Origin of the sequence: Rhodoferax sp. GW822-FHT02A01 (assembly GCF_038784515.1) — a bacterium.
Lineage (GTDB): Bacteria > Pseudomonadota > Gammaproteobacteria > Burkholderiales > Burkholderiaceae_C > Allorhodoferax.
On the sequence record NZ_CP152376.1, the window covers coordinates 3,027,397 to 3,051,985 of the forward strand.

20 protein-coding genes are annotated in these 24,589 nt (G+C 60.3%); 10 read left to right on the plus strand and 10 right to left on the minus strand.

Going from position 1 to position 24,589, the window contains the following annotated elements:
• Positions 1 to 90: 90 nt before the first annotated feature.
• From AAGF34_RS14195 to AAGF34_RS14210, 4 genes are all read left to right on the plus strand, one after another.
• On the plus strand, positions 91 to 1,272 hold the full coding sequence (locus tag AAGF34_RS14195) for an AI-2E family transporter (RefSeq protein WP_342616377.1): 1,182 nt from the start codon (positions 91 to 93) through the stop codon (positions 1,270 to 1,272).
• 139 nt (positions 1,273 to 1,411) lie between these two features.
• On the plus strand, positions 1,412 to 3,025 hold the full coding sequence (locus AAGF34_RS14200) for a DUF1800 domain-containing protein (RefSeq protein WP_342616378.1): 1,614 nt from the start codon (positions 1,412 to 1,414) through the stop codon (positions 3,023 to 3,025).
• 29 nt (positions 3,026 to 3,054) lie between these two features.
• Positions 3,055 to 4,239 carry a DUF1501 domain-containing protein gene (locus AAGF34_RS14205; RefSeq protein WP_342616379.1) on the plus strand — a complete coding sequence of 395 codons (1,185 nt, stop codon included), beginning with the start codon at positions 3,055 to 3,057 and terminating at the stop codon, positions 4,237 to 4,239.
• A gap of 60 nt (positions 4,240 to 4,299) precedes the next feature.
• Positions 4,300 to 5,559: a putative Na+/H+ antiporter gene (locus AAGF34_RS14210; RefSeq protein WP_342616380.1), complete on the plus strand. Its 1,260-nt coding sequence runs from the start codon at positions 4,300 to 4,302 to the stop codon at positions 5,557 to 5,559.
• Positions 5,560 to 5,583: 24 nt separating this feature from the next.
• Here the strand turns inward: AAGF34_RS14210 and AAGF34_RS14215 are convergent, their stop codons facing one another.
• The 5 genes from AAGF34_RS14215 to AAGF34_RS14235 form a co-directional block, all read right to left on the minus strand.
• Positions 5,584 to 6,966, minus strand: coding sequence for a 4Fe-4S binding protein (locus tag AAGF34_RS14215; protein ID WP_342616381.1), 1,383 nt, complete (start codon positions 6,964 to 6,966; stop codon positions 5,584 to 5,586).
• Complete coding sequence (locus AAGF34_RS14220; protein ID WP_342621098.1) at positions 6,966 to 7,769, minus strand: FTR1 family protein; 804 nt, start codon at positions 7,767 to 7,769, stop codon at positions 6,966 to 6,968. Before AAGF34_RS14220 ends, AAGF34_RS14215 begins: the two co-directional genes overlap by 1 nt.
• A gap of 27 nt (positions 7,770 to 7,796) precedes the next feature.
• The gene (locus tag AAGF34_RS14225) at positions 7,797 to 8,075 is read right to left on the minus strand and encodes a cupredoxin domain-containing protein (RefSeq protein ID WP_342621099.1); all 279 of its coding nucleotides are present in this window, start codon (positions 8,073 to 8,075) and stop codon (positions 7,797 to 7,799) included.
• Positions 8,076 to 8,164: 89 nt separating this feature from the next.
• Positions 8,165 to 8,707, minus strand: a complete 543-nt coding sequence (locus tag AAGF34_RS14230; RefSeq protein WP_342616382.1) for an iron transporter — start codon at positions 8,705 to 8,707, stop codon at positions 8,165 to 8,167.
• Between the two features lie 110 nt (positions 8,708 to 8,817).
• Positions 8,818 to 9,057: a DUF3820 family protein gene (locus AAGF34_RS14235; protein WP_342616383.1), complete on the minus strand. Its 240-nt coding sequence runs from the start codon at positions 9,055 to 9,057 to the stop codon at positions 8,818 to 8,820.
• A 137-nt stretch (positions 9,058 to 9,194) separates the two neighbouring features.
• Between AAGF34_RS14235 and AAGF34_RS14240 the strand changes: the two genes are divergently transcribed.
• The gene (locus AAGF34_RS14240) at positions 9,195 to 10,271 is read left to right on the plus strand and encodes a PLP-dependent cysteine synthase family protein (protein WP_342616384.1); all 1,077 of its coding nucleotides are present in this window, start codon (positions 9,195 to 9,197) and stop codon (positions 10,269 to 10,271) included.
• Between the two features lie 10 nt (positions 10,272 to 10,281).
• Here the strand turns inward: AAGF34_RS14240 and AAGF34_RS14245 are convergent, their stop codons facing one another.
• Positions 10,282 to 12,606, minus strand: coding sequence for an EAL domain-containing protein (locus AAGF34_RS14245; protein ID WP_342616385.1), 2,325 nt, complete (start codon positions 12,604 to 12,606; stop codon positions 10,282 to 10,284).
• A 242-nt stretch (positions 12,607 to 12,848) separates the two neighbouring features.
• Positions 12,849 to 13,775: a LysR family transcriptional regulator gene (locus AAGF34_RS14250; protein ID WP_342616386.1), complete on the minus strand. Its 927-nt coding sequence runs from the start codon at positions 13,773 to 13,775 to the stop codon at positions 12,849 to 12,851.
• 233 nt (positions 13,776 to 14,008) lie between these two features.
• Here AAGF34_RS14250 and AAGF34_RS14255 point away from each other — a divergent pair, with 233 nt between their 5' ends.
• The 4 genes from AAGF34_RS14255 (at position 14,009) to AAGF34_RS14270 (ending at position 18,421) form a co-directional block, all read left to right on the plus strand.
• A complete protein-coding gene (locus AAGF34_RS14255) occupies positions 14,009 to 15,214 on the plus strand; it encodes an argininosuccinate synthase-related protein (RefSeq protein WP_342616387.1) in 1,206 nt (401 codons plus the stop codon).
• Entirely contained in the window at positions 15,211 to 15,969 is a 759-nt protein-coding gene (locus AAGF34_RS14260; protein ID WP_342616388.1) for a 2OG-Fe dioxygenase family protein, read from the plus strand. The genes AAGF34_RS14255 and AAGF34_RS14260 overlap by 4 nt, the downstream gene beginning before the upstream one ends.
• A complete protein-coding gene (locus AAGF34_RS14265) occupies positions 15,966 to 16,895 on the plus strand; it encodes a DMT family transporter (protein WP_342616389.1) in 930 nt (309 codons plus the stop codon). The genes AAGF34_RS14260 and AAGF34_RS14265 overlap by 4 nt, the downstream gene beginning before the upstream one ends.
• Positions 16,896 to 16,990: 95 nt before the next feature.
• Positions 16,991 to 18,421, plus strand: coding sequence for a GGDEF domain-containing protein (locus AAGF34_RS14270; protein WP_342616390.1), 1,431 nt, complete (start codon positions 16,991 to 16,993; stop codon positions 18,419 to 18,421).
• 10 nt (positions 18,422 to 18,431) lie between these two features.
• Here the strand turns inward: AAGF34_RS14270 and add are convergent, their stop codons facing one another.
• Genes add through AAGF34_RS14285 form a run of 3 tightly spaced genes read right to left on the minus strand, consistent with a single transcriptional unit; the run spans position 18,432 to position 22,722 of the window.
• Positions 18,432 to 19,445, minus strand: a complete 1,014-nt coding sequence (gene add, locus AAGF34_RS14275) for an adenosine deaminase (RefSeq protein ID WP_342616391.1) — start codon at positions 19,443 to 19,445, stop codon at positions 18,432 to 18,434.
• A gap of 47 nt (positions 19,446 to 19,492) precedes the next feature.
• Positions 19,493 to 20,371, minus strand: a complete 879-nt coding sequence (locus AAGF34_RS14280; RefSeq protein WP_342616392.1) for a phosphate/phosphite/phosphonate ABC transporter substrate-binding protein — start codon at positions 20,369 to 20,371, stop codon at positions 19,493 to 19,495.
• The gene (locus AAGF34_RS14285) at positions 20,368 to 22,722 is read right to left on the minus strand and encodes an EAL domain-containing protein (RefSeq protein ID WP_342616393.1); all 2,355 of its coding nucleotides are present in this window, start codon (positions 22,720 to 22,722) and stop codon (positions 20,368 to 20,370) included. Before AAGF34_RS14285 ends, AAGF34_RS14280 begins: the two co-directional genes overlap by 4 nt.
• A gap of 249 nt (positions 22,723 to 22,971) precedes the next feature.
• Here AAGF34_RS14285 and AAGF34_RS14290 point away from each other — a divergent pair, with 249 nt between their 5' ends.
• The gene (locus AAGF34_RS14290; RefSeq protein ID WP_342616394.1) at positions 22,972 to 24,558 is read left to right on the plus strand and encodes a methyl-accepting chemotaxis protein; all 1,587 of its coding nucleotides are present in this window, start codon (positions 22,972 to 22,974) and stop codon (positions 24,556 to 24,558) included.
• Positions 24,559 to 24,589: the final 31 nt, after the last annotated feature.

Genomic DNA, 24,589 nt, shown 5'->3' on the forward strand with positions numbered 1-24,589 from the left:
TTTCCCAGTCATCGCAGCCCACACTGTTAGCTGGCACTTCGTTGTGCGATGGCGCACAGAACGTGCTGGCTCGCCGTGCTACGCTGGCCGATGACTTTCGCCCCTGTTACTCCGCCCAACGATCCTTTGCCGGAGCCGCTCTCGGTGCCTCCGCCGGAACCCCAGCGGGTTCTTTTGTATATGCCGGTCGACGTGCGCAGCGTATCGTTGGCGTTGCTGGCATTCCTCGGCTCCCTGTTCGCACTTCGCTGGGCCCAGGCGGTGGTGATACCTGTGCTCTTGGGCCTCATGATCAGTTACGCACTCAGTCCTTTGGTTGACCGTTTGGAGCGCTGGCGATTGCCTCGCGCGATTGGCGCTGCGCTGCTTATCGTCAGCCTGTTTGGTGCTGTCGGTTGGACCGCATGGTCAGTCAGTGACGACGCTGCCGCGTTGATAGAGTCTCTGCCGGAAGCGGCGCAAAAAGTTCGGCAAGCGCTGCGCGACCAGCGCGGCGCCAGCGAAACAACAATCCACAAGGTACAGCGTGCGGCATCGGAAATCGAGAGAGCCGCTCAGGAAGGCGGTGCCGCCGAACCCGCCACCGTGCGGGGTGTCACGCGGGTACGCATTGAACGCACACAGTTCGACATCAAGGACTATCTATGGGTCGGAACGCTGGGTCTGGCGGCATCTATCGGTGAGGCGATGGTCGTGGTGTTCATTGCTTTCTTCCTGCTTGCATCGGGCAACACCTTTCGCCGAAAGATGGTTCGCATTGCCGGACCCACCTTTGCGCAAAAGCGCATCACGGTGCAGGCACTGGACGAGATCACCGCCCAGGTCCAGCGTTACCTTCTAGCGCAGGCCTTTACCAGCGTGGTGGTGGGACTGGCCACCTGGGTTTTGTTCGGACTCATGGGGCTGGACCATGCAGCGGTTTGGGGTGTGGGCGCAGCACTGGCCAATCTGGTGCCCTATATCGGTTCCTTGGTGGTCACAGGGGGGGCGTCACTGGTCGGTTTCGTTCAATTTGGCAGCTTTCATATGGCACTGGCCATAGCGAGCGTGTCGATGGTGCTGCATACGCTGTCGGGTAACCTGCTCACGCCGTGGCTTACCAGCCGCACCAGCCGGATGAATGCGGTAACGGTTTTCATCGGCGTGCTTGCCTTCGGCTGGCTATGGGGTGTCTGGGGACTATTTCTGGGTGTACCCATACTCACCACGATAAAGGCCGTCTGCGACCGCGTGGACGACCTCAAACCGATTGGCGAATTGCTGGGAGATTGAGCAGTTTCTCAATCGCTTCAGGGCCTCATCGGACCCTGCGCTATGGCATCGCATGGGCCGGTATGGGATGCCTTGAATGCTCGACAACGCAACTGCGTGCGGCGTACAAACACGCCCCACCCAAAAAGCCCGGACGGGCATGTCCAGAAACACGAAATACACAATATGGGTGTATGGTGAACGGATGCCCAACGCCGTGGTTATTTCGCGACCCCACTGGATACGCAGGAGCCCGCTCACGTGGGCCTTGCTGTGTTGCGCCATGTTGCTGGGAGGCTGCGCCACCCCGGTGACCGATTCTTCCCGTGCACAGGCAAGTAACACCAATCCGTATCTGCCGGTAAACCGCCTGACCTGGGGCGCCAGCACCAGCGCGGTGGAGCAGTACAGCGCCGAAGGCGCAGACCAGTACCTGGCCCGTCAGCTGCATCCATCGGCATCCAGACTGGCTCCTGAACTGCAGGCACAGATCGACAGCATGACCATCAGCAAGACGCCGGTGCTGGAGCTGTTGCAACAGATGGAGCAGATGCGCAAGGATGCGGACGCCGTGGCGGCGGACGACGCCAAGAAGACGGCGCAGCAGGCCTACCAGCAGGAGCTCAACCGGCTGCAACGGGAAGCGGCTACGCGCCATGTGTTGCGTGCGCTGTACTCGCCCAACCAGATTCAGGAGCAGATGACCTGGTTCTGGATGAACCACTTCAGCGTGCACCAGTACAAGAGCAACTTGCGCGTCCTGCTGGGTGACTACGAGGAAAACGCCATCCGTGCCCATGCGCTGGGCAGCTTTCGCGAGCTGCTGGGCGCCGTGGCCACACACCCGGCCATGCTGCGCTATCTGGACAACGACCAGAATGCCGCCGGGCATATCAATGAGAACTATGCACGCGAGCTGATGGAGTTGCACACCTTGGGTGTGGACGGCGGCTACAGCCAGCACGACGTGCAGGAACTGGCCCGCGTGCTGACTGGAAACGGTGTCAACCAAAGCACTACCAACCCCGGACTGAAGAAGGAGCTGCAGGGGTACTACGTGCGCCGTGGGCTGTTTGAATTCAACCCGGCGCGCCATGACTTTGGCGACAAAGTGTTGCTGGGTCAGCCTATCAAGAGCAAGGGGCTGGCAGAGTTGAACGAGGCGTTGGACCGCCTGGCCCTGCACCCGTCCACAGCCCGCTTCATCAGCCGCAAGCTGGCGGTGTACTGGCTGGCCGATGAGCCGCCCGCTGCGCTGGTCAACCGCATGGCCAAGGCGTTTGCGCAGAGCAAGGGCGACATTGCGGGCACGCTGCAAGTGCTGTTCACGGCGCCGGAGTTTGCCCGTGCGGCGCCCAAGTTCAAGGACCCCATGCGCTACGTGGTGTCGGCCGTGCGGCTGGCGTATGACCAGAAGGCCATTCTGAATGTGAACCCCATCTTCAACTGGCTCAACCGCATGGGCGAGCCGCTGTATGGCCGGGTCACGCCCGATGGCTATCCGCTGAACAGCCACGCCTGGGATAGTCCAGGCCAGATGGCTACGCGCTTCGAGATAGCCAAGGCCATTGGCTCGGGCAGTGCAGGCCTGTTCAAGACCGATGGCCCGCAGGCGCAGGAGCGTGCGGCGTTCCCGCAACTCTCGAACGCCTTGTACTTCCAGGCTATAGCCAAGACCTTGCAGCCGGCCACGGCCAAGGCGCTGGACCAGGCCACATCGCCCCAGGAGTGGAATACCTTTTTGCTGTCTTCGCCGGAGATGATGTACCGCTAGGTACGGACCGACGCCACCGGAGTCTGCTTATGTTGCGCCGTCACTTTATTGCCTCTTCCCTCGCGTTGCCATTGGCCTGGGGCAGCGCCACCCTGCATGCGGCGCCCGGCAATGCAGGGCGCTTTCTGTTCGTGTTCCTGCGTGGCGGCTATGACGCGGCCAGCCTGCTGGTGCCCATTTCCAGCAGTTACTACTACACCGTGCGGCCCGATATTGCGCTGGCCAAACCGTCTTCGGACCTGGCCTCGGCACTGCCGTTGAATGCCGACTGGGGCTTGCACCCGGCGCTGCGTGACAGCCTCTATCCGCTGTACCAGAGTGGCGAGCTGGCCTTTGTGCCGTTCTCGGGTATCGACGATGTGAGCCGCAGCCATTTTGAGACGCAGGACAGCATCGAGCTGGGCCAGCCGCTGGAAGGGCGGCGCGACTTCAGTTCCGGCTTTTTGAACCGCCTGGCCTCGGTGATGAGCGGCAGCGCCCCCATGGCCTTCACCGACCAGTTGCCCAGCATCTTCCTGGGCTCTGCCAAGGTGCCCAACACCGCGCTCAAGTCGCTGGCCAAGCCGTCGGTGGATGCGCGCCAGAGCGACATCATTGCCTCCATGTACCGTGGCACGGCATTGGCAGGCCCGGTGCAGGAGGGCTTTGCGGTGCGCAATGAGGTGATGCGCGAGATGGCGGCCGAGATGGACGCCGCCAGCCGCAACTCCATCACGGCCAAGGGCTTCGAGCTGGAGGCGCGGCGCATCGGCAAGCTCATGAAGGACAGCTACAACATCTGCTTTGTGGATGTGGGCGGATGGGACACACATGTGGGGCAAGGCGCGGCCACCGGCTACCTGGCCAGCCGCTTTGACGAATTGGGCAAGGGCCTTGCTGCCTTGCCGCAAGAGCTGGGCAGCGCCTGGAAGAGCACCACCGTGGTGGTCATGAGCGAGTTTGGCCGCACCTTCCGGCAAAACGGCAACCGGGGCACCGACCACGGGCATGGCAGCGTGATGTGGGTCATGGGGGGCAGTGTGCGCGGTGGGCGGGTGGCGGGCGAGCAAGTAGCGGTGGAAAAGGCCACGCTGTTTCAGGACAGGGACTTTCCCGTGCTCAACGAATACCGGGCCGTGCTGGGCGGACTGTTTGCGCGCCAGTACGCGCTCGGGCCCGCTCAGGTGGACAGCGTTTTTGCGGGTGTGAAGACTAAGGACCTGGGTCTGCTCTGAGGTGGGCGGAAAGGCACGGCAGAATGGGGGTATTGGTGCCCACGCGCGTCCGGAGGTTTTTTGACTTACACATCGTTTCAACTGGTCTGCGGCATTTTGTTTGCCCTGGCCATCGTGCACACCTTCTCCACCAAATACTTTGAACGCCTGGCGCATCTGCAGCCGCGCCATGCCGGGCTGTGGCATCTGCTGGGCGAGGTGGAAGTGGTGTTCGGCTTCTGGGCCCTGGTGCTGGCCCTGGTGATGTTCGCCATGGAGGGGCAGGAAGCGGCGGTGCAGTACATCGACACGCGCAACTACACCGAGCCCCTGTTTGTCTTCGTGGTGATGGTGATTGCCGCCACCCGACCCATTTTGCAGACGGCGATGGCGCTGGTGTTGCGCATTGCGCAGGCAGTCCCTCTGGGCGGTAGCCTGGGCTATTTTTTGGTGGTGATGGTGTGTGTGCCACTGCTGGGATCCTTCATCACCGAGCCCGCGGCCATGACGCTGGCGGCGCTTATTCTGGGGCAGCGCTTCTTTGCCTGCGGGCTGTCTTTGCAATTGCGCTACGCCACGCTGGGGGTGCTGCTGGTGAATGTATCCATTGGGGGGACGCTCACGTCCTTTGCCGCGCCGCCTGTCTTGATGGTGGCTTCTGCCTGGGGCTGGGACACAACCTTCATGGCCTCGCACTTCGGCTGGAAGGCCGCAGCTGCCGTGGTGATCAATGCCACGGTGCTGTCCGTGTGGTTCCGCCGGGAACTGCAGGCGCTGCCGTTGCCGCTGGAGTCGGAAGCGGGAGAAGCCGTTCCTCTGCGGCTGGTGCTGGTGCATTTGCTGTTTCTGGTAGGCGTGGTGGTCTTTGCCCACCACCCGGCCATCTTCATGGGGCTGTTCCTGTTCTTTCTGGGCATTGCGCACGCTTATGAGCGCCACCAAGACAAACTCATCCTCAAGGAAGGTCTGCTGGTGGCGTTCTTCCTGGCCGGTCTGGTGGTGCTGGGCGGACAGCAGCAATGGTGGCTGCAACCGGTGTTGATGCGCATGAGCAGCGACGTGGTCTTTGTGGGCGCCATGGCGCTCACCGCCTTTACCGACAATGCCGCGCTTACTTATCTGGGTTCCCTGGTGGAGGGTTTAAGCGAGAGTTTCAAATACGCGTTGGTGGCCGGTGCGGTGACCGGTGGCGGCCTGACCATCATTGCCAATGCGCCCAACCCGGCCGGCATTGCCATTCTGCGCGAGCACTTTGAAGACGGTGTGGTAAGCCCAGGCTCTTTGCTGCTGGCGGCGCTGCCTCCCACACTGGTGGCGGCTGTTGCGTTCCGGTTCTTCTGAGATGCTCCGTGGCAGGGATGCCGCTCACCAGATCCAGAAGGTGAGCGCCCAGGCGTAGTCAATCAGCGCAAGGGCCGGGGTCGCGGCAAGTACGCCAAGTGCCGTCACAGTGCGGGTGGCGGCATAGCGTCGCACGATGCCGGCAAACAGGGACAGTGACCACAGGTTGGCAACCGTCAGCAGCAGCAGCCGTGCGTCATTGACCCAGTGCAGTGAAATGCCCTCGGCCTTCAACAGGCTGACGGTCAAAGCCGAGAGTCCCAGGAACACGCCCACACCGGCAACCGGAATGAGTGCCTGGCTGAGGTGGTAGAAGCGTTGCTTTTGCCAGGGACCGAGCAGTCGCGTGGTCCACGCCAGCGGCAGGGCCAGGCCGACGCCCATGACCACACCCATGCCCATCAGGTAGCTCAGCAACAGGCCTCCGTCCAGCCAGGAAAAGACGTCGCGTTGTTCGGGGTAGTGCGTCAGCAGCCACCAGGGCGCGTTTTCGGCAAACGGCCACATGATGTCGCGCTCTATCAGCCAGTCGGCCAACCACTGCTTGGCTTCGCCCAGATGCGGATTGATGGTCCATTGGAACGCGCCCAGGGCGATGCCCAGCAACCCTACGAGGATCAGCAGCGTCTGCCAACCGTTCGCCAGATGACTGCCGAGGTTCACCACTTCATGGTTGGGCGAGCGAAGTGTGAGGGCGATGGCGTCACGGTGGCCGCTGCAGCGACCGCACATGTGGCAGTCGCTGGCGCCTTCGAGCTTGCGTATGGCAACCAAGGGGGCACAGTTGATGGGCTGAATGCGGATGGTGGGGCCATAGGACTGTCGCCAAGCGTCGGCATCGACCCGGTAGTGCAGCGGCGCGAGCTTGCTCAGCAGCCCGAACACGCCATTCACCGGGCACAGGTATTTGCACCAGACGCGTTTTTCGCGGCCATAGACATAGCCCACTGCAATGGCTGCCAGCGTGGAGCCGCCCAGTACGAGCAAGACAGCCTTGGGGTATTGGTAGACACTGACCATTTGTCCGTAGACGGTGGTGCCGACGAAGGCCACGAAAGGCCAGCCGCCCCAACGCATCCAGCGCGGGATGGCACGGTTCAGGCCTTTGCTGCTGGCCCATTCAGTCAGCGCGCCCTCGGGGCAGAGAACACCACACCAGGTGCGCCCCACCAGAACCATGCTCACCAGCACAAAAGGCCACCAGATGCCCCAGAAGACGAATTGCGCAAAGACGGTGAGGTGGGTAAAGACGTGTGCGGTTTCGTCTGGAAGCGGCAGCAGTGCCGGAACCAGAATCAATATGGCGTAGCACACCACCACAATCCACTGAGTGGCTCGAATCAGCTTGCCATGGCGTTTGAGCCACTCGCCCAGGCCGGCCACCAGGGGCCTGCGTGGGACACGCATTAGCGCAGTCGTCGCGAATTCCATTGGACCCCCAGCCAATAGGCGCAGAACACCAGAACGATCATCAGAGACGGACGCGCACGGTAACCGGTGAAGGCGGACACGACGCTACCCACGACGCTGCCATCGTCCAGCAGTGCGGAGCTATCCCACAGCTGGTTGATCAAGGCCGGCAGGGTCTGTATGCCAATCAGCCGTTCCACGCCGCTGATGAGCAGGGCACAGGCCAGTAACAGCAGCATGGCCTCGGTTACCCGGAAGAAGGCGCGCCAGGAAATCAGCTTCCCACCCAGCTGCAGTGCGTAGAACGTGACCGCCGCAACCAGCACGCCCAAGCTCAGGGCGATCCAGAAGGCGGGTGAAGCCAGACTGCTGCCGTTGGCCAGACTGCTAAGGAAAACCACGGTCTCACTTCCCTCTCGCGCAACGGCGATGGCAGCCAGTGCGCCCACGCCCCACCAGTTTTTCTGGCGGGCGTTGAGCTCCAGTGACTGCTCCATATCGCGCCTGAGGCTGCGCGCGTGGCGGCGCATCCAGAAGACCATTTGCACGATCAGGCCGGCCGCAGCCAATTGCAGCGCTGATTGAAAGTATTCCTGCCCCTCATCGGAAAGAACTGCATTGAGGGCTTCGATGCCAAGGCCCAGCAACAAGGCACCACACAGCCCCGCCAGAACGCCCAGCCACAGGAACCGCACGCCTCTTCGTCCCTCCGGGTTGCGGGAAAGCCATGCGTGCAGGATTCCCACCACCAGCATGGCTTCGACGCTTTCGCGCCACATCACAAAGAAGATCTGGGCCAGGTTGTGCATCGCGTTTTGTAACTCCGGCTATTTGGCAACCAGGCTGCCTTGGCCCTGCTGGATGTGGAAGTCGTCGAAGAATTTGTATTCGCCCGGGTCCAACGGGTAGACCACGACAAAAGAGTTGCCGCCGGGGTTCAGGGCCTTCTCCTTGCGCAGTTGCACGCTTTCAAACTCGATGGCTTCCGTGCCCGTGTTGTAGATGTCGATCCTGAATTTCTTGCCCGCAGGAACCACCAGTTTTTGCGGCTTGAACACACCGTTGTTGCATTCCAGCCGAAAGCTCGGCAGGTCCTCGGTAGCCATAGCGGCGGGGGCCGCTGCCAGCGTCAGGCAAGCCAGAAGGCCTGCTGCGAAGTGTCGGAATCCCTGGGCCACGGTAGATCTCCCAAGGCTCAGTAGCCGCCTTTTTTGCCGGTTCCGGCGTAGGTGAAGTCGTAGTTCAGATCGAACGCCTTGAACCACGGACCCACACCGGTTTCCTTGTCGACGTGGCGGCCAAAGTGCGCATGCGGGTTGTCCGATGGCGGCATGATGGTGAGCTTGAGCTTGTACTTGCCAGGACCATCGAGCTTGACGTTGTCCCCATAGTGCGGTCCGTCGCTGGCCACCATAGGCATCAGGTCGCCGGAGAGCTTGAAGTTGCTTCCCGTCTTGCTGAGTTCGAACTTGACCATCAAATACGGCATCCAGTCGCCCTGGGCGAAGCCGTTGGGGTTGTTCTTGACTGCGTGGATATCCGCTTCCAGATGGATGTCAGATTCTTCAACCTTCTTCATCATGCCGTCCGGCTCCATCTTCACCGGCTGCAGATAGACGGCGCCGATTTCAAGGCCGCTCACGATCTGGTGCTTGCCGATCGGGGTTTCTGCCGCCTGTGCGAGCGAAGTGAGCAGTGCCAGGCCAAGGAGCGCGGAATGAGCAATACGTGGTTTCATGGTGAAGACATCAGTGGGTGGTGAGGATGGATAAATCCTAACACAGAATGCGAATCACTCTCATTTACTTTTGTAAATATGCCTCTCCAGGGACTGTCTTTCAGGAGGTATCAGCGCTTTGCAGTTTCTGCGTAGGACCCTTGATGGCGCAGTGGCGTCAGCAGGTCAGACAGGCCGTTGTGGTCGATTTCGTGCATCAATGCCAACAGGCGGCCTAGTTCCCCTTTGGGAAATCCTTCGCGCGCGAACCAGGTGAGGTAGTTGCCTGGCAGATCGGCAATGCGGCGGCCCTTGTACTTGCCGTAGGGCATTTCGCGGGTCACAAGCAGTTGCAGGTCATCGGGATTCATGGGGCGCTTTACAGTGGCTGGGGTGAGGTCAATTGTTGAGATTTTCGGCCTCTTTGCAGGCGGTCTGGGGGACCAGTCTCGCTACAATGCGCGCCAGTCACTTTCCCTCTTCTCAACCGTGCCCGAGGAACTTCAGTATGCATGTTAACCAGGGTGCCAATAGTTGGACAGACAAGGCAATCTCCCGCATTGAGGCCGACTACCAGCGTAGCGCCGATACGCATCTGATTCCGTTGAATCTGCCCATGTTTTCGGATCGCGGGATCGACCTGTATCTGAAAGACGAATCAACCCATCCGACCGGCAGTCTGAAGCACCGACTGGCACGCTCGCTGTTCTTGTACGCCCTGTGTAATGGCTGGATCCGTGAAGGCTCGACCATTGTCGAAGCCTCCAGCGGCTCCACCGCCGTCAGCGAAGCCTACTTTGCACGCCTGTTGGGGCTGCCGTTCATTGCCGTCATGGCAAAAAGCACCTCTCCAGAGAAAGTCGCCCAGATCGAGTTTTATGGTGGGCGCTGCCATTTTGTGGATACGGCGTCCCAGGTCTATGCACAGGCCAAGCAACTGGCCGACCAATGCCAGGGCCATTACATGGACCAGTTCACCTACGCCGAGCGCGCAACGGACTGGCGTGGCAACAACAACATTGCGCAAAGCATGTTCCAGCAGATGCAGCAGGAGCGCCACCCGGTGCCGCGCTGGATCGTGGCGGCGGCGGGCACGGGCGGAACCAGTGCCACCATCGGACGCTACATCCGCTATAGTCGCCACGCCACACGGCTGTTGGTGCCCGATCCGGCCGGTTCGGTTTTCTCCGACTATTTTGCAAGTGGCGATGCCGCCATCTGCGGACCGGGCTCGCGCATCGAAGGTATCGGACGCCCCCGTGTGGAGCCAAGCTTCATCCGAACCCTGGTGGATCGCATGCTGGTGGTAGAAGACAGCTATTCCATTGCCGCCATGCGCTCGCTGTCGGTGTTGCTGGGACGCAAGGTGGGCCCTTCCACCGGTACGAACTTCATGGGCATGCTGACCCTGGCGCTGGAAATGCGCGAGCGTGGTGAGTCCGGGTCAATACTCTCATTGCTGTGCGACGCCGGTGAACGCTACTTGCCCACCTACTACGACGAACAATGGGTTGCTCAAACGATAGGTGATTGCACGGATGCGGCGCAGTGGGTGCGTGCTGCAATGTCGCAAGCGAGCACCTGACCGGCAGCAATCAGTTGCGGCGTGCGTCCCAGAGCCGGACCCAATCCTGGAACTCTTCCACCGGCATGGGCCGAGCGACGAAGTAGCCCTGTGAATAGTCGCATTTGAATTGGGCCAGAAGGTCCCAGTGCTCCTGGGTTTCAACGCCTTCGGCGACGACCTTCAGGCCAATGTCGTGTGCAAGCTCGATCGTCGAACGCACGATCAGCGAAGACTCCTTGCTGGTAGTGATATTCCGTACGAACGATTGGTCAATCTTCAAATAGTCGACTGGCATCTTTTGCAGGTAGCTCAGGGAGGAGTAGCCTGTGCCAAAGTCGTCGATATAGAGCGGTATGCCTTGGTTGCGCAGCCCGTGCAATACACGCAATGAAAACTCGGCGTCCTCCATGATGACGGATTCGGTTACCTCCATCTCCAGCAGGCCGACCGGTACATCCTTGACTGACAGCAGCTTGTGCAGTCGATTTTCAAAATCCTCGTCATGCAGGTTGCGGGCGGAAATGTTCACCGCAATGGGTAGTGCGCAACCTCTTTCATTCCAGTCCTGCGCGATGCCCAACACGGCTTCTATGACCCAATCCGTGAGGGGTTTGATGAGCCCGGTGTGCTCGGCCAGATCGATGAACTCCCCCGGCGGAATGATTCCATACTTGGCATGCTTCCAGCGGACCAGGGCCTCTGCCCCTCGGACCAGACCTGAGGCCATATGGATCTTGGGTTGCAGGTAGATGCGCAAGTCTCCCTCATCAATGGCGCGCCTCAGTTCTCCGGCCAGCGTCAGGCGTCTGGACTGGTCGCGCGCCTTGGGCGGACTGCAGACGCACAAGCCGATCCCACGCTTCTTGGCTTGGTGGACCGCTATGTCAACGTTGCGATACAGGTCGTGCGGGTTGGTTCCGTGCTGGGGATACAGGGCGATGCCGATCCTGGCTGACAACTCCAGGGGAATGTCGGCAATGAGAAAACGACCCGAGAAAGCCTGCTGCAGTTGCTGCCCCATCAGAATGGCAGCGCTTTCGTCACACTCAGGTATCAATACCGCAAACTCATCGCCGCGCAAGCGGGCGACCATTGCGGAATTTGCAGCGGCCGAGCGCAGTCTCTCCGCGAATTCCCGCAGCAGACAGTCACCCTGGTGAAAGCCCAGCGCGTCGTTGATTTCGGACAGCCGTTCGATATTTGTCTGAATCAACGCGAACGACTGCCCCTTGGCATGACACGAATGAATGGCGCCATTCAACAGCTCGGTGAAGTAACTGCTGTTGGGCAGGCCGGTGAGCGCGTCGTAGCTCGTGAGAAGGTGCATCGCATTTTCTATCTTCTCCTTTTCTATTCTTTCACGCAGCGAGGTGAGGCCATAGGCAAGATCCTCTGCAAGTTCCGTCAGCAGCTTTTCCTCATCTGGTCCGAACGCATCCGGTTGGGACGCATATATTCCGATGCCTCCTATAGTTTCTCCCTGCACCTTCAACGGGAAGGCAATGCCAGCGGCGTAGTCGGCCATATCGGAGCGCCAAGCGGAATAGTTGGGATCCGCATGCAGGTTCTGAATGACACATACCTTTTCCGTGCGAATGGCCCGTGCCATGGGACCGCGCCCATACTCGTTGTCTGCCCAACTGTTCTTGATGGCGCGCAGCGCCTCCATGCCCGCCGAGTGACCACACTCCGCCATGGTGCGCAGGGTCTTGTCCTTGTCGTCATTGGTGTAGCACACGATGGCCATGGCATAGCCACCTACCTTGACGATGGCCTGGCACATGCTGTCCAACAGGGATTGTTCGTCCGTGGCCCTGAGCAGTGCGCGGTTCCCTGCACTGAGCGTCGTGAGCGCGCGGCTCACACTTTCCTGCAACCGAATGCGTCGCTCCAGCTCCGCGTTGAGCTCCTGAATCTGATCTTCGGTGCGTTTGCGCTCGGATATATCGCTACCCACTACGTAATACCCGATCACCTCGTCACGATTGCCCAACCGGGGAACGTACTGAATGGCAAGCCAGGTGTCTGGAAACGGCATCCAGTCGTAATGCTGCAACTGACCTTTCAGCGCACTTTCAATCTGTTGTGAAACCGTGGCATAGCGGTCCTGCCCCAAGACCTGTTGCACGCTGTGCCCCCGTATGTCTTTCATGCAGGGGGCAAAGTATTTCTTGTACAGGTCGTTGACGTATTCGTAATGCTGCTGCGCGTTGACGTAGGCAATCAGGGCAGGCACGTTGTTGGCAATGCCCGACAGATGGTCTTCACTGTCGTTGGCCTGTCTTCTCAGGACCGAATAGATCGCAAGAACCAAGCCCAGAAGAAACGTGCCCGTCAGTATGGTCGTGGTCATTTGACCACCTCGTGAGTGATCTGCCGAGTCGATCCGCCGAACTTCTCAATATGCATTGATAACCTCCATCTAAGGTGCAATAGCAGTATTGATTTCCTAAGACGTCCCCATTCGCATTGATTCAAATTGTGAAGGAGGATCAACAATCGTTTTGTGCCTGGGCGGCAACAGTCTTGTTCCAGCCGCGGAATGCGGCTATCCGTGTCCAGTTCGGTGCCAGCGGGGCGTCGGCGCGCAGGTCCTCAGGCCGCTTTCATGCGTGCGGCAACGTGCTCCACCAGGAAGTCAATCAGCACGCGGCATTTGGGCGCCAGGAAGCGATTGGGCGGATACAGGATGTGCGCGGTGCCGTGGTAGTTTGCCTCCAGCTCCCATTCTGGAAGGATGCGCTGCACGGCCCCTGATCGCAGCGCACTTCGGGCCACGAAGTCGGGAACGCATCCAACACCCACGCCCCGCAGGACAGCTTCCAGGCGCATTTCGCTGTGGTTGGCGACATAGCGCCCCTTGACGACGACGTCCTCAACTTCGTTGCCCTTCTTGAATCGCCACCAGTTGTCCCGGTCGCGCTCTCCCAGGTAGAGGCAGTTGATTCCCACGAGGTCTTTGGGGTTCTTGATGGGGTGGTTGTTCTTGAGAAACTTGGGCGAAGCGCACAGGATGTGCTCAACCTCCATCAGCGGCCGCGAAGCCAGATTCAACGGCGGCACCTTGGTCAGCTGGACCACCAGATCGACACCTTCCTGAATAGGGTCGACCAGCTTGTCGGTGACGATGAGCTGCACGTCCACTTCGGGATACTTGTCCAGGAAATCCAGGATCGCAGGATGCAGGATGTGCTTTGCAAAAGCCTTGGGCGCAGTGAGGCGCACCATGCCTTGCGGTCGCTCCATGAACTTGGCCGTTACCTGCATGGCGCCTTGCGCGGCCTCCACCAGTTCGCTGCATTTGTGGAAGGCCTCCATGCCCACGTCGGTGAGTTGCAACTGGCGGGTGGTGCGCCGAATCAGTTGGGCCCCCAACACTCTTTCCAGTCGGGTGACCTGTTTGCTCACCGCTGACGGCGTGATGTGAAGAAAGCGCGCGGCGGCCGAAAAGCTGCCCGACTCCGCCACGCGAACGAAGGTGACCATTTCGGTCAACACATCCAAGAATTCATTCTTTCCCATTGGGAAACACTCCCTTTCCAGCGACACCTGTTGTCAATATACCTGTGAAGGAAGAGGATCGCTGCGGCATGAGACCTTGTACCGGCCAGGGCGATACCGGTAAATCGTCAAGCAGTCAATCGGAAATTGGTTCCGAGGGGGCATATCAGCTGTTCCGCCATGTGGGATTTTGCAAACACTCTTCCGACCAGAAGATCAGTCCGTCCCGATCTCACTTTCAAACCGGAGGAAACATGATCTCTAAACGGATTCGCAGCTTTGCAGATATGGACGTTGTGGCCAGTCATTCACGCCATATCCTGACGCTTTTCAGCGGTGGCCTGGACAGCAGTTATGCCTTGAAGGAATTGGCCCGACGCAACTGCAAGGTTACTGCAATGGCGGTGGATGTCGGGGATGGCGTGGACCAGAGCGACCTGAAGTCCATCGCCGACCACTTCGGCGCCGACCTGGAAGTCGTGGATGCGAGGGAAGAGTTCGTCAACGTGGGTGTCATTCCTGCCATCCGCGCGCAAGCCAAATACCTGGGCATCTACCCGATCAGTTCTTCGCTCACCCGTCCGCTGATTGCGGCCTCCGCAGTGCGGACGGCAAAGAGGCTTGGCTGCGACGCCGTCATCCATACCGCCAATCAATCGCAGAACAGCCTGCGCCGCCTCAACGGTGCCATCTCGCAATTGGGATTTGGTGGTTGGTACGGGACGCCCTATGAATTTTCTGCCCTCAGCCGTGAAGAGAAGATCGCCGGATTGGCGGCAGCAGGGCTCACGCGCTTTCAGGCACGCGGTATTAGTGGTGACGCCAATCTGTGGGTGCGCGAGTACGAATCGGGCTCACTGGACAACCCGGAGGCCTTCTGGGTGCCGGACTCTCTGTACCAGTGGACCGCCGCGACGCAGAGCAAGTTTGGAGCCAGCGTGCAGATTCGTTTTGAAGGCGGCAGGCCGGTGGCGGTCAACGGCAAACGCATGCCGACCATGGAGCTTGTTGAGCAGCTCAACTACCACGTGGGTTCGTTCGGCATTGGCCGGTACAGTGGGCTTGAACACCTGGACCAGGGTGAGAAGGTGCTTGAAGTGCGGGAGGCCCCGGCTGCAACCATTCTGATGGATGCCTACAGGCATCTGGAGACGGCCTGCCTTGAATATGAGGTGCTGCGTGAGAAAGCCAGCCAGGAGCAGCTCTGGGTACGTGAGGCCATTGAAGGCCGGTGGTATGGCAAGCTGCGCGAATCGGCGGAGCAGTTCATCGACTGCACAGCCCAGCAGGTCAGCGGGACTGTCGGCTTTCAACTGCGCGGCGGTGCTGCCGACGTGTGCTCCATCGTGGCTGACGTGCCGCTCTACCTGACGGACCGCGATGCGTGGGAGAAGTCGGTTGCCAAGATTCGCGGCAGCAACAGCCTGCAAATCCCCGAGGCCATGGAGGTGGCAGCATGAACGCCGTACTCTCCCCGACGCGCCAAGTAACAAGCCCGCCGCTATGGGCGCGCGCCTCGCGGCTCCTGGCCTCCAAGGACTATGCTGTACTGGCCGGCTCCGACGTTGCCGAGGCTGCAGGTGTGTACGACTCCAGCTGGCATGACTTTGCGGACTATTGGAACCGGCTGACATTGGACCGGCACATGGGCGACGGTGGGCGCTATCGTCTGCGGCGTTACGGGCAGTTCAATACCCAGCCGGATGGCTCGTTGCTGCAACTTCCGCACGGGCCCTATGAGCAGCCGAGCTATGTGAATGCGCTCAACGGCGGCATACCGCGCTACTTTGATCCATTGGAGCAAGGCTTTGTGGCGCACCCCGTCCTGCGGGGAATCCTGTGGACCCTGGTGCGCATTGTCGATGCCGCGCAAGGACATCCGACCCCCTGGAACATCCGTTTGCACCCCTACCGGATCCTGGCGCGCAGTGGAGAGCTTGGACAACCTACGCCTGAGGGCTTGCACCGTGACGGGGTGCACTACATCGTCTCAATGATGGTGCGTCGGCAGAACGTGGTGGGTGGCGAGAGCATGATCACGGATGTCCGCAGACGCCTGCTGGACAGCGCGACGCTGACGGAGCCCATGCATACCTTCATCGCCAATGACGAGAGCACGATGCATGCCGTCACCGCCATTTCCCCCAAGATCGACGGCATGCCCGCTTATCGGGACGTGCTGGTTGTCGCCTTCACCCGGCGGGAGTCTGCATGAAGGGCTCACCTGCAGGGTTGGCAAATGCCGCAACTACGGCTGCGTCATACACCCGGTATCTGCCCGAACTCATGTTGCTGGCAGTCGCGGCGGTGTGGGGCGGCAGCTACGCGGTGGCCAAGCAGGTGACCCTGCAGGTGACGGTGCTGCATTACCTGGTGCTGCGTTTCAGCCTGACGGCGATAGTGCTGACACCGTCCTTGCTGTCCATGCTGGGACGGCAGAACGTGCGCAAAAGCCTGACGGTTGGTGCCACGTTGGGCTTGTTGCTGTTGTGCATATTTGTGTGCGAGACGGTCGGGGTTACGCTCACCTCGGCCACCAACGCGGCGTTTCTCATCAGCCTATGCGTTGCGCTGACCCCTCTGGTGGAATGGGCCCTTCTTGGACGCCCACCAAGCCAGGTGGTATTGGCGGCCGTGGCAGCCTGCCTGGCAGGCGTTCTGCTACTGAGCCCCTCTGCGCTCATGGAGCCCCTAAGGAGCAAGGGTGACTGGCTGATGCTGGCCGCAGCCCTTCTGCGCGCGCTCATGATGACCCTGACACGCAAGATGACGCAATGGCACCCGGTCTCTGCCCTGCAGCTCACCGCCATGCAGGCCTGGATTGTGTTTCTGGGTGCCCTGTTTGCATTGCTGTCTACGGATGGGCAAGGGCTTGCCGACACCATCCCCGGCAATCTGGATTTCTGGTTCCTCATGGGATTTTTGGTTCTGTTTTGCACGGTGTTTGCATTCTTTGCACAGAACTATGCCGCTGCCAGGTCTTCACCCACCAAGGTCGTTTTCTTAATGGGCAGTGAACCGATATTTGGTGCCCTATTCGCCTGGATATTTTTCGGGGAGATGCTCTCTGGCTGGGCCTGGATCGGATGCGGACTCATACTTGCCGGTACCGGTGCCGTGTTGCGGGCGCCGCGCAAATAAAAGTGAGACAACGGATGGAATATGCAGGACACTCGTAGATTGGAGGCATAAAAAAATAGTTTTCAGAGCAGCGCAAGCCGCCGTTGGGGAAAACGATGCTACAAAACCTGCCAAACGAGCATTGGGTGTTGCTTTCGACCGAGCCCGCCGGACGGAGGGAGTACCGACTTGCGCTGTGCGCCATCCTGTTTTCAGCCCTGGTTCTTCTGTGTGCAGCACCGTTTGCCAAGAGTCCCTTGGAAGAGTTCTCCGCCTTCCTCCCGGCATATGTGGCGGCGCTGGTTCTCTGTGACCTGATTACTGCGGCGCTGCTATTCAGTCAGTACGGCGTACTGCGGGCACCCGCCCTGTTGGTGCTGGCAGGCGGTTATGTGTTCTCCTGTTTGATTACGCTGGTCTACGCGCTGAGCTTTCCCAATCTGTTCTGGTCGCCACAGGTGACCGGCGCCGGGCCGCAAACATCGTCTGCCATGTACATGTTCTGGCACGGTGGCTTTCCCCTGTTTGTCATTGCCTATGCCAATACCAGGCGCGACGATGGCACGGGCGGACCACCCGAAACCCAGACGACCCGCGCAGCAACCGTCCGTGTGGTTGCCACAGTGTTCCTGGTACTTGCCCTTGTAACGGGGTTCACGCTGTTTGCGCTGCGAGGAAATGGGCTTATCCCGACGTTTCTGGATGGCAACCAGACAACTCCCCTGGGGCACGGGTTTCTGTTGGCCGTCTGGCTGTTGAGTGCAACTGCGCTGGTGGCACTTTGGCGCAAGAAGCCGCACTCCGTGCTCGATGTATGGCTGTTGGTCGTCCTGTGCGTCTGGTTGTGTGACATTGCGCTGGGGGCTCTGTTGAACACCGGTCGCTATGACCTGGGTTGGTATGTGGGACGCATGTACGGCCTGCTGGCAGCGAGTCTTCTTTTGATCGTGCTGCTGATAGAGCATGGCAGGCAGTACGCCCGGCTGGTACAGCTTTCCATGGAGCTGGGAACGGCAAACCAGGCGCTTGCCACGCTGTCCCGCCACGATGGGCTGACCGGCTTGTCCAACCGCCGCTATCTGGACGAATATCTGGATGTTCAGATCACTCTGGCAAAGCGGCAAAGGGACGTGCTGGCCTTGGTCCTGATCGACGTGGACCATTTCAAGCTGTACAACGATCGGTACGGCCACCCGCGTGGCGACGAATGTCTGAAGGTTGTCGCGACGGCACTCCAGAAGTGCACCAATCGGCCCGCCGATATGGTGGCCCGATACGGCGGTGAGGAGTTCGCGGTGGTGTTGCCCGGAACGGACTTGCATGGAGCCATCCAGGTTGCCGACTCGATCAGGATTGCCGTAGCCAACTTGAACATTGCGCATGCCGGCTCGCCGACTGCGCCTAGCGTCAGCATCAGCGCAGGCGTGGCCGCATTTGCACGCCACGCGGAAATGACAGCGGAGCGCCTGCTCGTTGCGGCCGATGACGCCTTGTACAGCGCCAAGCGCCGTGGTCGAAACCGTGTGGATTTCGCCGAGGAACTGTAGCCCGTGATTGCTACCAGGTGGCCAATGCACCGAGCAGCTTCGCCTTGGTATCTTCGTTGGCAAAGCTGGCTTCTATGGAGGTGTGCGCGACCGACCTGGTGACGTCATCGTTCCAGCCAAAAGTCCGTTGGCACAAGGCATATTCCCCCACCAGACTGGCGTCCAGCAAGGCGGGGTCATCGGTATTGACTGAGACAGGCACACCCGCAGCTCGCAGCCTTTCGATGGGATGCTCCTGCATGGACGGATATACGCGCAGAACCAGATTCGACGTGGGGCAGATCCCCAGGGGGATCTGCCGGTCGGCCAGCATGCGGACCAGTGCCGGGTCTTCTATGGCTCTGACGCCGTGGTCAATCCTGTCTGCGCCCAGCAGCTCCACCGCGTCCCAGACCCCTTCGGGTCCACTGGACTCGCCGGCGTGGACTGTGCGGCGCAAACCGGCGTTTGTCGCCCTGCGGAAGGCATCGGCAAAGCGTGGACCGGTGCGACCTGCGGCGGCCTCATTGCCATCTACCGACAAGGCGACCACTCTCGGGTGACGCATGGTGGTCAGCATGTCAACCAGTTCGATGGCGGCGTCGGCTGACTGTGTGCGCAGCAGGCTGACGCACAGTCCCACGCTGGGCAGACCGTCCTGCTCGGCCTGCGTAAAGCCGGCATCGATCGCCTCCAGCATGGCGCCCAGTCGGCCGTGCCAGGCATGCCAGTGCGTGGGGTTGAAGATCACATCGGCATAGCCCGTCCCGTTGTCGGCCAGCCGTTGACTCAGGCCATAGCTCAATTCCACCAGTCGATCGGTGGTGCAAGCCAGGCCGCAGGCCAAATCCAGAAAGCCCAGAAAATCGGCAAGGCCCGAAAACTTGAAGAGGTCCTCCTGCGGCCGGGGCAAGCTGACGCCTTCCAGCCTGGCCCACTGGGCGATCAAACTGGCCCCAAAACTGCCCTCCAAATGGAGATGCACCTCGGCTTTGGGAAGTGATTTCAGTCGACTTGCTTTAGCGTTCTGGACAGATGTATTCATGAAAGGCCTTTGGGAATCAACCGGGCGTTGGGTCTCGCGGTTGTAGTCTAAGGCTGATTCGCGTACACCTCCCGGATGCCCCGGTACTGCTCATCGCTGACGTGCGCAAAGCCTTCGCCATTCATGCCGCGAAACATATCTTGCAACGAGGCGCTATTCTGGAAAAAGGCCTGTTTGATCTTGTCTATCACTGGCTGGCAGAGTTGGCCGCGATAGACAAAGGGGTCGTAGGGTATGGGGGATGACTTCCAGAGCACCTGCAATTCGTCTGCCCGCAAGCTGCCGTTGCGCACGGCCTCGTCCAGGCGGCTGCTGGAAACAAAGGCGGCATCAACCAGGCCTTTCTGCACGGCCTGTATGGCGCGGTCATGGGAGCCTGCGAAGGTGATGCGACCGAAGTAGTGCTCCAGCGCCATGCCGGTCAGCTTGGCGATGGCCTGCCGCGGTATCAATGCGCCCGAAGTGCTGGCCGGGTCAATCAGGCTGATGTTACTGCCACGCAGATCAGGCAATCCATGGAACTTCTTGTCGCGCCGCACCACCAGCAGTGAGCGGTAGCTGTCGCCCGCTTCGGTATGGGGGCCCACGCGCTGGATCATCGATGCAAAGGCCGTGATGCGGTTGTCCCGCGCCTTGGCTTGTGCGTAGGACGCCGGCCCCAGTTCAGCCAGGTCCACGGTGCCTGCCAGCAGACCTTCCACCACCGCTCCGTAGGAAGAGGCCATGACGATCTCCACCGGCTGTCGCACCGCAGCTTCCAGCACCTTGACCAGGGGTTGGTACTCCGCGCCCAGGGCATCGGATGACTTCTTGGGGATCAGCGAGACACGAATGATCTTCGGGCTTTCGCAAGTCTGGCCCTGGGCCAGGCAGGCACAACCTGCCATGAGCAGGCCCAGCAAATGGATTGCGATGGTGCGGGTCATTTAGGCGGTGTCAGTATGGATTGGCGAATGAGTTGGCCCGCCGCTCCTGCATCCACCGGGCGGCTCATGTAGTACCCCTGGACCTGGTCGCAGTTGATGGACTTGAGGTGCAGCAGTTGGTCCTGTAGCTCGACGCCTTCAGCCACCACCTGCATCTGCAGCTTGTGTGCCATGGTCACTATGGTTTCCACAATGGTGGCATCCTGCGGGTTGTTGCGGATGTCCTTGATGAAGGCACGGTCGATCTTGATGGCGTGAATCGGCAGGGTGCGGATGTAGGAGAGGCTGGAATAGCCGTTGCCGAAGTCGTCCAAGGCAATGCGCACGCCAATCTGTTGCAGCTCGGTCAATACTTTGGTGGCGATTTCTATGGACTCGACCAGGCTGCTTTCGGTGATCTCGACTTCCAGCAGATGCGTTGCAATGCCGAACGATGCCAGCATGGACGCAACCCGCTGCGGAAACTCCAGGTCGCGCAGCTGGCGTGCCGAGACGTTGATGGCAACCGGCACTGGCTCCAAGCCCATTTCCTTCCATTGGGCCAGTTGCATGCACGCGCTTTGCGCTACCCAGTCGCCCAGCGCCACGTCCATGCCCGAGAGCTCCGCCATCGGTACAAATTCGCCGGGGTAGATCAGCCCATGCTCCGGGTGCTGCCAGCGCACCAGCGCCTCCAAGCCCACGATCTTGAAGTCGCTCAACCGCACCTTGGGCTGAAAGTGCAGCACCAGCTCATCTTCGGCAATGGCTGTCGGCAAGCGCTGCTCCAGGCTGAACTGGCGGTCGCTGGCGGGGTTGAGTGCGGGGTCGTAGAAGGTATAGCGCCCCCGTCCGGCACGCTTGGACTGGTACATGGCTGCGTCCGCGTGCTGGCACAGCGTCTCCACGTTATGCCCGTCCTGCGGGAACACGGCGATGCCAATGCTGGGACTGACCTGGATGTCATTGCCATCCAGATTGGTGCAGGGGCGGCTGATGAGCTCGATGATCTTGGTTGCCACGCTCACGATGTCCGCCACGCTGTCGAGCTCATTGAGCATCACCGTGAACTCGTCGCCACCCATGCGGGCAATGACGTCGGATTCGCGCAAGGCGGACTGCAGACGACTGGCCACGGTTTGCAGCAGCAGGTCACCCACATGGTGGCCCAGCGTGTCGTTGATGCTCTTGAAGCGATCCAGGTCCACATACAACATGCCGAAATGTTTGCGGCTGCGTTTGGCACGGGTCAGGTGCGTGTGGCTCATCTCCAGGAACAGGCGGCGGTTGGGCAGGCCGGTCAGGGCGTCGTGCGAAGCCAGCTCGTAGGCCTGGTGCTTCTGGTCTTCCAGTTCCAGGATCAGCTTGCGGTTTTCCAGGTCTGCCTTGCGCAGCGCGTCGAACAGTTTTTCGCGGGCCCGCAGCGAGCGCCCGATCCAGAAGGTGGCCAGCAGAATGATGACGGTGAACAGACACAAGACGCCCAGACCGCGAGCGCGGCTGGCGCCGTATTCCACCTGCAGTTCGGCCACGTCGCGGCTGACCACCACCATGAAGGGGTATTTGGCCAGGTGCTTGTAGCTGGTCAGGTATTCGTGTTCGTCGCCAAAGTAGTTTGCGACCACCGATCCCTGCTCGCTGTGCAGTGGCTGGAAGAGGGCGGTCTGCCAGGTTCCCTGGGTGTATTCCAGCCCGCCCATGCGTGCCCTAGCCACTTCCTTGCCGTCGTTCAGCAGGACTTGTATGGCGCCGGTGCGGCCTATGTCGACGTCGCGGTAGAGCCCCAATACGTAGCCCAGATCCAGCACCACCAACAGGATGCCGCGGCTCTTGTTGTCCTTTCCAAGCACCGGAAGCAGCATTTGTACTTGCCAGGCCCGCGTCATGGAGTCCACGGGAGGGACCAGCTGCAGCCCCGACATGTCCGCGGGATTGGCCAGCCGATCATGGATGGCCTGCGTCAAAGCACTGGTGTCTGTATCCGGCGAGGATGCGTACACCTGCCGCGCCGTATCGTCGTAGAGCGCAATGCGCAAAAAGAGCTGGTTGGCCGAGCACATGGCCGAGAGGCGCTTGGCGGCATCCTGCGGGTTGCCGTCAAACCACTCGGATGATGCCATCGAGAAAATCCGGGCCTGGTCCATGGCCCGGTTGAAGTTCTCGGAAATGATGATGGCCAGGCTTTCCTGCCGCGCCTGGGAGTTCTTGAGCATCAAAACCTGCTCGTTGCCCAGCCATTGCCAGGTTACGGACCAGGTGGTGGCCAGAAGGATCAGTGACAGTGCGATGACGCCATGCAGCGGACGTCGCAGGTCTCTTGCCTTGGGTGCGTACAGCTTTTGCCAGAAACGTGGAAGGATGGTGTCGGTCACTCGGAGGTACTGGACAGGGCCAAAAGGCCAGAGTGTGTTTCCATCATGTGACAGTTGTGTGACGAATTTGTCAGAAATGCCGCAATTGCCGGTATTTCGCAATTTGGTCGGAAATTGCCGATGCGACCAGATGCTGTTTGAACTGAATCGCATGAACCGTGTGACGCATCCCCCCAGAATTGATTTGCATCAACGCAGAAGTTGTCCGACTATCCGAACATGCGCTCTTGAAAAATTCGGGAGTCCAAAATGAATGTTTCCAATCTGAAGATATCTGCCCGCCTGGCCTTGGCATTTGGCGCCGTCCTAGTGGTGTCGTTGGTTGCGGCAGCGCTGTCGCTGTTCAAGCTTGCCAGCATTCAGGAGAATCTGAGCGACATCGTGCTCGACAACAACGTGCGCATCGAGTTGAGCAACTCCATGGGCGACGCCATCCACATCGTCACCCGTGTCATGCGCAGCGTCGTGATTCTTAGCGACAAGTCGGCCAAGGATGCCGAAATGACCAAGATCACCAAGGCCCGCGAGGCCTATGACAAGGCCTGGACAGAGCTGCAGAAGATGCCGGCCAGCGAGGCAGGCAAGGCGATACGCGAAAAAATTACCGCAGCCCGCGACTTTGCCAGGCCTCTCAACAACAAGGTGATCGAACTGGGGCTGGCTGGCAACGTGGATGAGGCCAACAAGCTGCTGGTCCAGGAGGCCGGCCCGGCGACCCAGAAGTGGCAGGACTTGCTGGAGGAGAACATTGCGTTCCAGAAGAACATCACCCAGCAGAAGTACCAGCAGGCTACGGAGGACTATGCCCAGGCTCGCAGTCTCTTGATCATTGCCAATTGCATCTGCATCGCCCTGTCGGCCTTGCTGGGCTGGCTGGTAACGCGTTCCATCACGGTGCAGCTTGGCGCCGAACCTGCCGAGGTCACTCGGTTGGCGCACGCCGTTGCGCACGGAGATCTAAGCCTGTCCATTGCGTTGCGTGAGGGCGACCAGAACAGCATGATGGCGCAGCTCAAGGAGATGCAAAGCAGCCTGGTGCGCATCGTGGCCAGTGTGCGCGCGGGCGCCGAGTCCATGGCTACCGCCACGGGCCAGATCGCTGCAGGCAATGTGGACCTTTCTTCGCGCACCGAGGAGCAGGCCAGTGCGCTGGAGGAAACAACGGCCTCCATGCAGGAGTTGGCTTCCACGGTGAAACAGAATTTTGAGAGCGGCAGGCACGCCAACCAGTTGGCCACTTCAGCTTCCCATGTGGCCGTAAAGGGGGGGGAAGTGGTGACGCAGGTGGTGCATACCATGGAGGCCATCAATGTCTCTTCGCGCAAGATTGCCGACATCATTGGTGTGATTGACTCCATTGCGTTCCAGACCAACATCCTGGCGCTCAATGCTGCAGTGGAAGCGGCGCGAGCCGGCGAGGAGGGTCGTGGCTTTGCCGTGGTGGCCAGCGAAGTGCGCAATCTGGCCGGTCGCTCTGCCACGGCGGCCAAGGAGATCAAGGCGCTGATTGAAGCCTCAGTGACCAACGTGGCCGACGGCTGCAAACTGGTGGAGCAGGCCGGTAGTACCATGGACGAGATCGTGGTGAGCGTGCGGCGGGTTTCCGACATCATGGGCGAGATTTCCGCCGCCAGCCAGGACCAGAATGCCGGTATCGACCAGATCAACCAAGCCATGGGTCAGATGGATCAGGTCACGCAGCAAAATGCGGCCTTGGTGGAGGAGGCCGCAGCGGCAGCCCAATCGCTGGAGCAACAGGCGCGTCAGATGGTGGATGTTGTCAGCGTGTTCAAGCTTCAGGGTGGCGGCCACTCCATGCGCTTGTTGGCAGCATGAAGAGGTCCGATTTGTGCACGTGATGACATAA

What these genes read in the sequence shown, in the direction of transcription:
- AAGF34_RS14255 (WP_342616387.1), top strand. Translation starts at nt 14,009, where the DNA reads ATGATCTCTAAACGGATTCGCAGCTTTGCAGATATGGACGTTGTGGCC.
- AAGF34_RS14215 (WP_342616381.1), bottom strand. Translation starts at nt 6,966, where the DNA reads ATGCGTGTCCCACGCAGGCCCCTGGTGGCCGGCCTGGGCGAGTGGCTC.
- AAGF34_RS14240 (WP_342616384.1), top strand. Translation starts at nt 9,195, where the DNA reads ATGCATGTTAACCAGGGTGCCAATAGTTGGACAGACAAGGCAATCTCC.
- AAGF34_RS14205 (WP_342616379.1), top strand. Translation starts at nt 3,055, where the DNA reads ATGTTGCGCCGTCACTTTATTGCCTCTTCCCTCGCGTTGCCATTGGCC.
- AAGF34_RS14250 (WP_342616386.1), bottom strand. Translation starts at nt 13,775, where the DNA reads ATGGGAAAGAATGAATTCTTGGATGTGTTGACCGAAATGGTCACCTTC.
- AAGF34_RS14265 (WP_342616389.1), top strand. Translation starts at nt 15,966, where the DNA reads ATGAAGGGCTCACCTGCAGGGTTGGCAAATGCCGCAACTACGGCTGCG.
- AAGF34_RS14225 (WP_342621099.1), bottom strand. Translation starts at nt 8,075, where the DNA reads ATGGCTACCGAGGACCTGCCGAGCTTTCGGCTGGAATGCAACAACGGT.
- AAGF34_RS14200 (WP_342616378.1), top strand. Translation starts at nt 1,412, where the DNA reads ATGTCCAGAAACACGAAATACACAATATGGGTGTATGGTGAACGGATG.
- AAGF34_RS14290 (WP_342616394.1), top strand. Translation starts at nt 22,972, where the DNA reads ATGAATGTTTCCAATCTGAAGATATCTGCCCGCCTGGCCTTGGCATTT.
- AAGF34_RS14245 (WP_342616385.1), bottom strand. Translation starts at nt 12,606, where the DNA reads ATGACCACGACCATACTGACGGGCACGTTTCTTCTGGGCTTGGTTCTT.
- AAGF34_RS14195 (WP_342616377.1), top strand. Translation starts at nt 91, where the DNA reads ATGACTTTCGCCCCTGTTACTCCGCCCAACGATCCTTTGCCGGAGCCG.
- AAGF34_RS14235 (WP_342616383.1), bottom strand. Translation starts at nt 9,057, where the DNA reads ATGAATCCCGATGACCTGCAACTGCTTGTGACCCGCGAAATGCCCTAC.
- AAGF34_RS14280 (WP_342616392.1), bottom strand. Translation starts at nt 20,371, where the DNA reads ATGACCCGCACCATCGCAATCCATTTGCTGGGCCTGCTCATGGCAGGT.
- AAGF34_RS14270 (WP_342616390.1), top strand. Translation starts at nt 16,991, where the DNA reads ATGCTACAAAACCTGCCAAACGAGCATTGGGTGTTGCTTTCGACCGAG.
- AAGF34_RS14230 (WP_342616382.1), bottom strand. Translation starts at nt 8,707, where the DNA reads ATGAAACCACGTATTGCTCATTCCGCGCTCCTTGGCCTGGCACTGCTC.
- add (WP_342616391.1), bottom strand. Translation starts at nt 19,445, where the DNA reads ATGAATACATCTGTCCAGAACGCTAAAGCAAGTCGACTGAAATCACTT.
- AAGF34_RS14260 (WP_342616388.1), top strand. Translation starts at nt 15,211, where the DNA reads ATGAACGCCGTACTCTCCCCGACGCGCCAAGTAACAAGCCCGCCGCTA.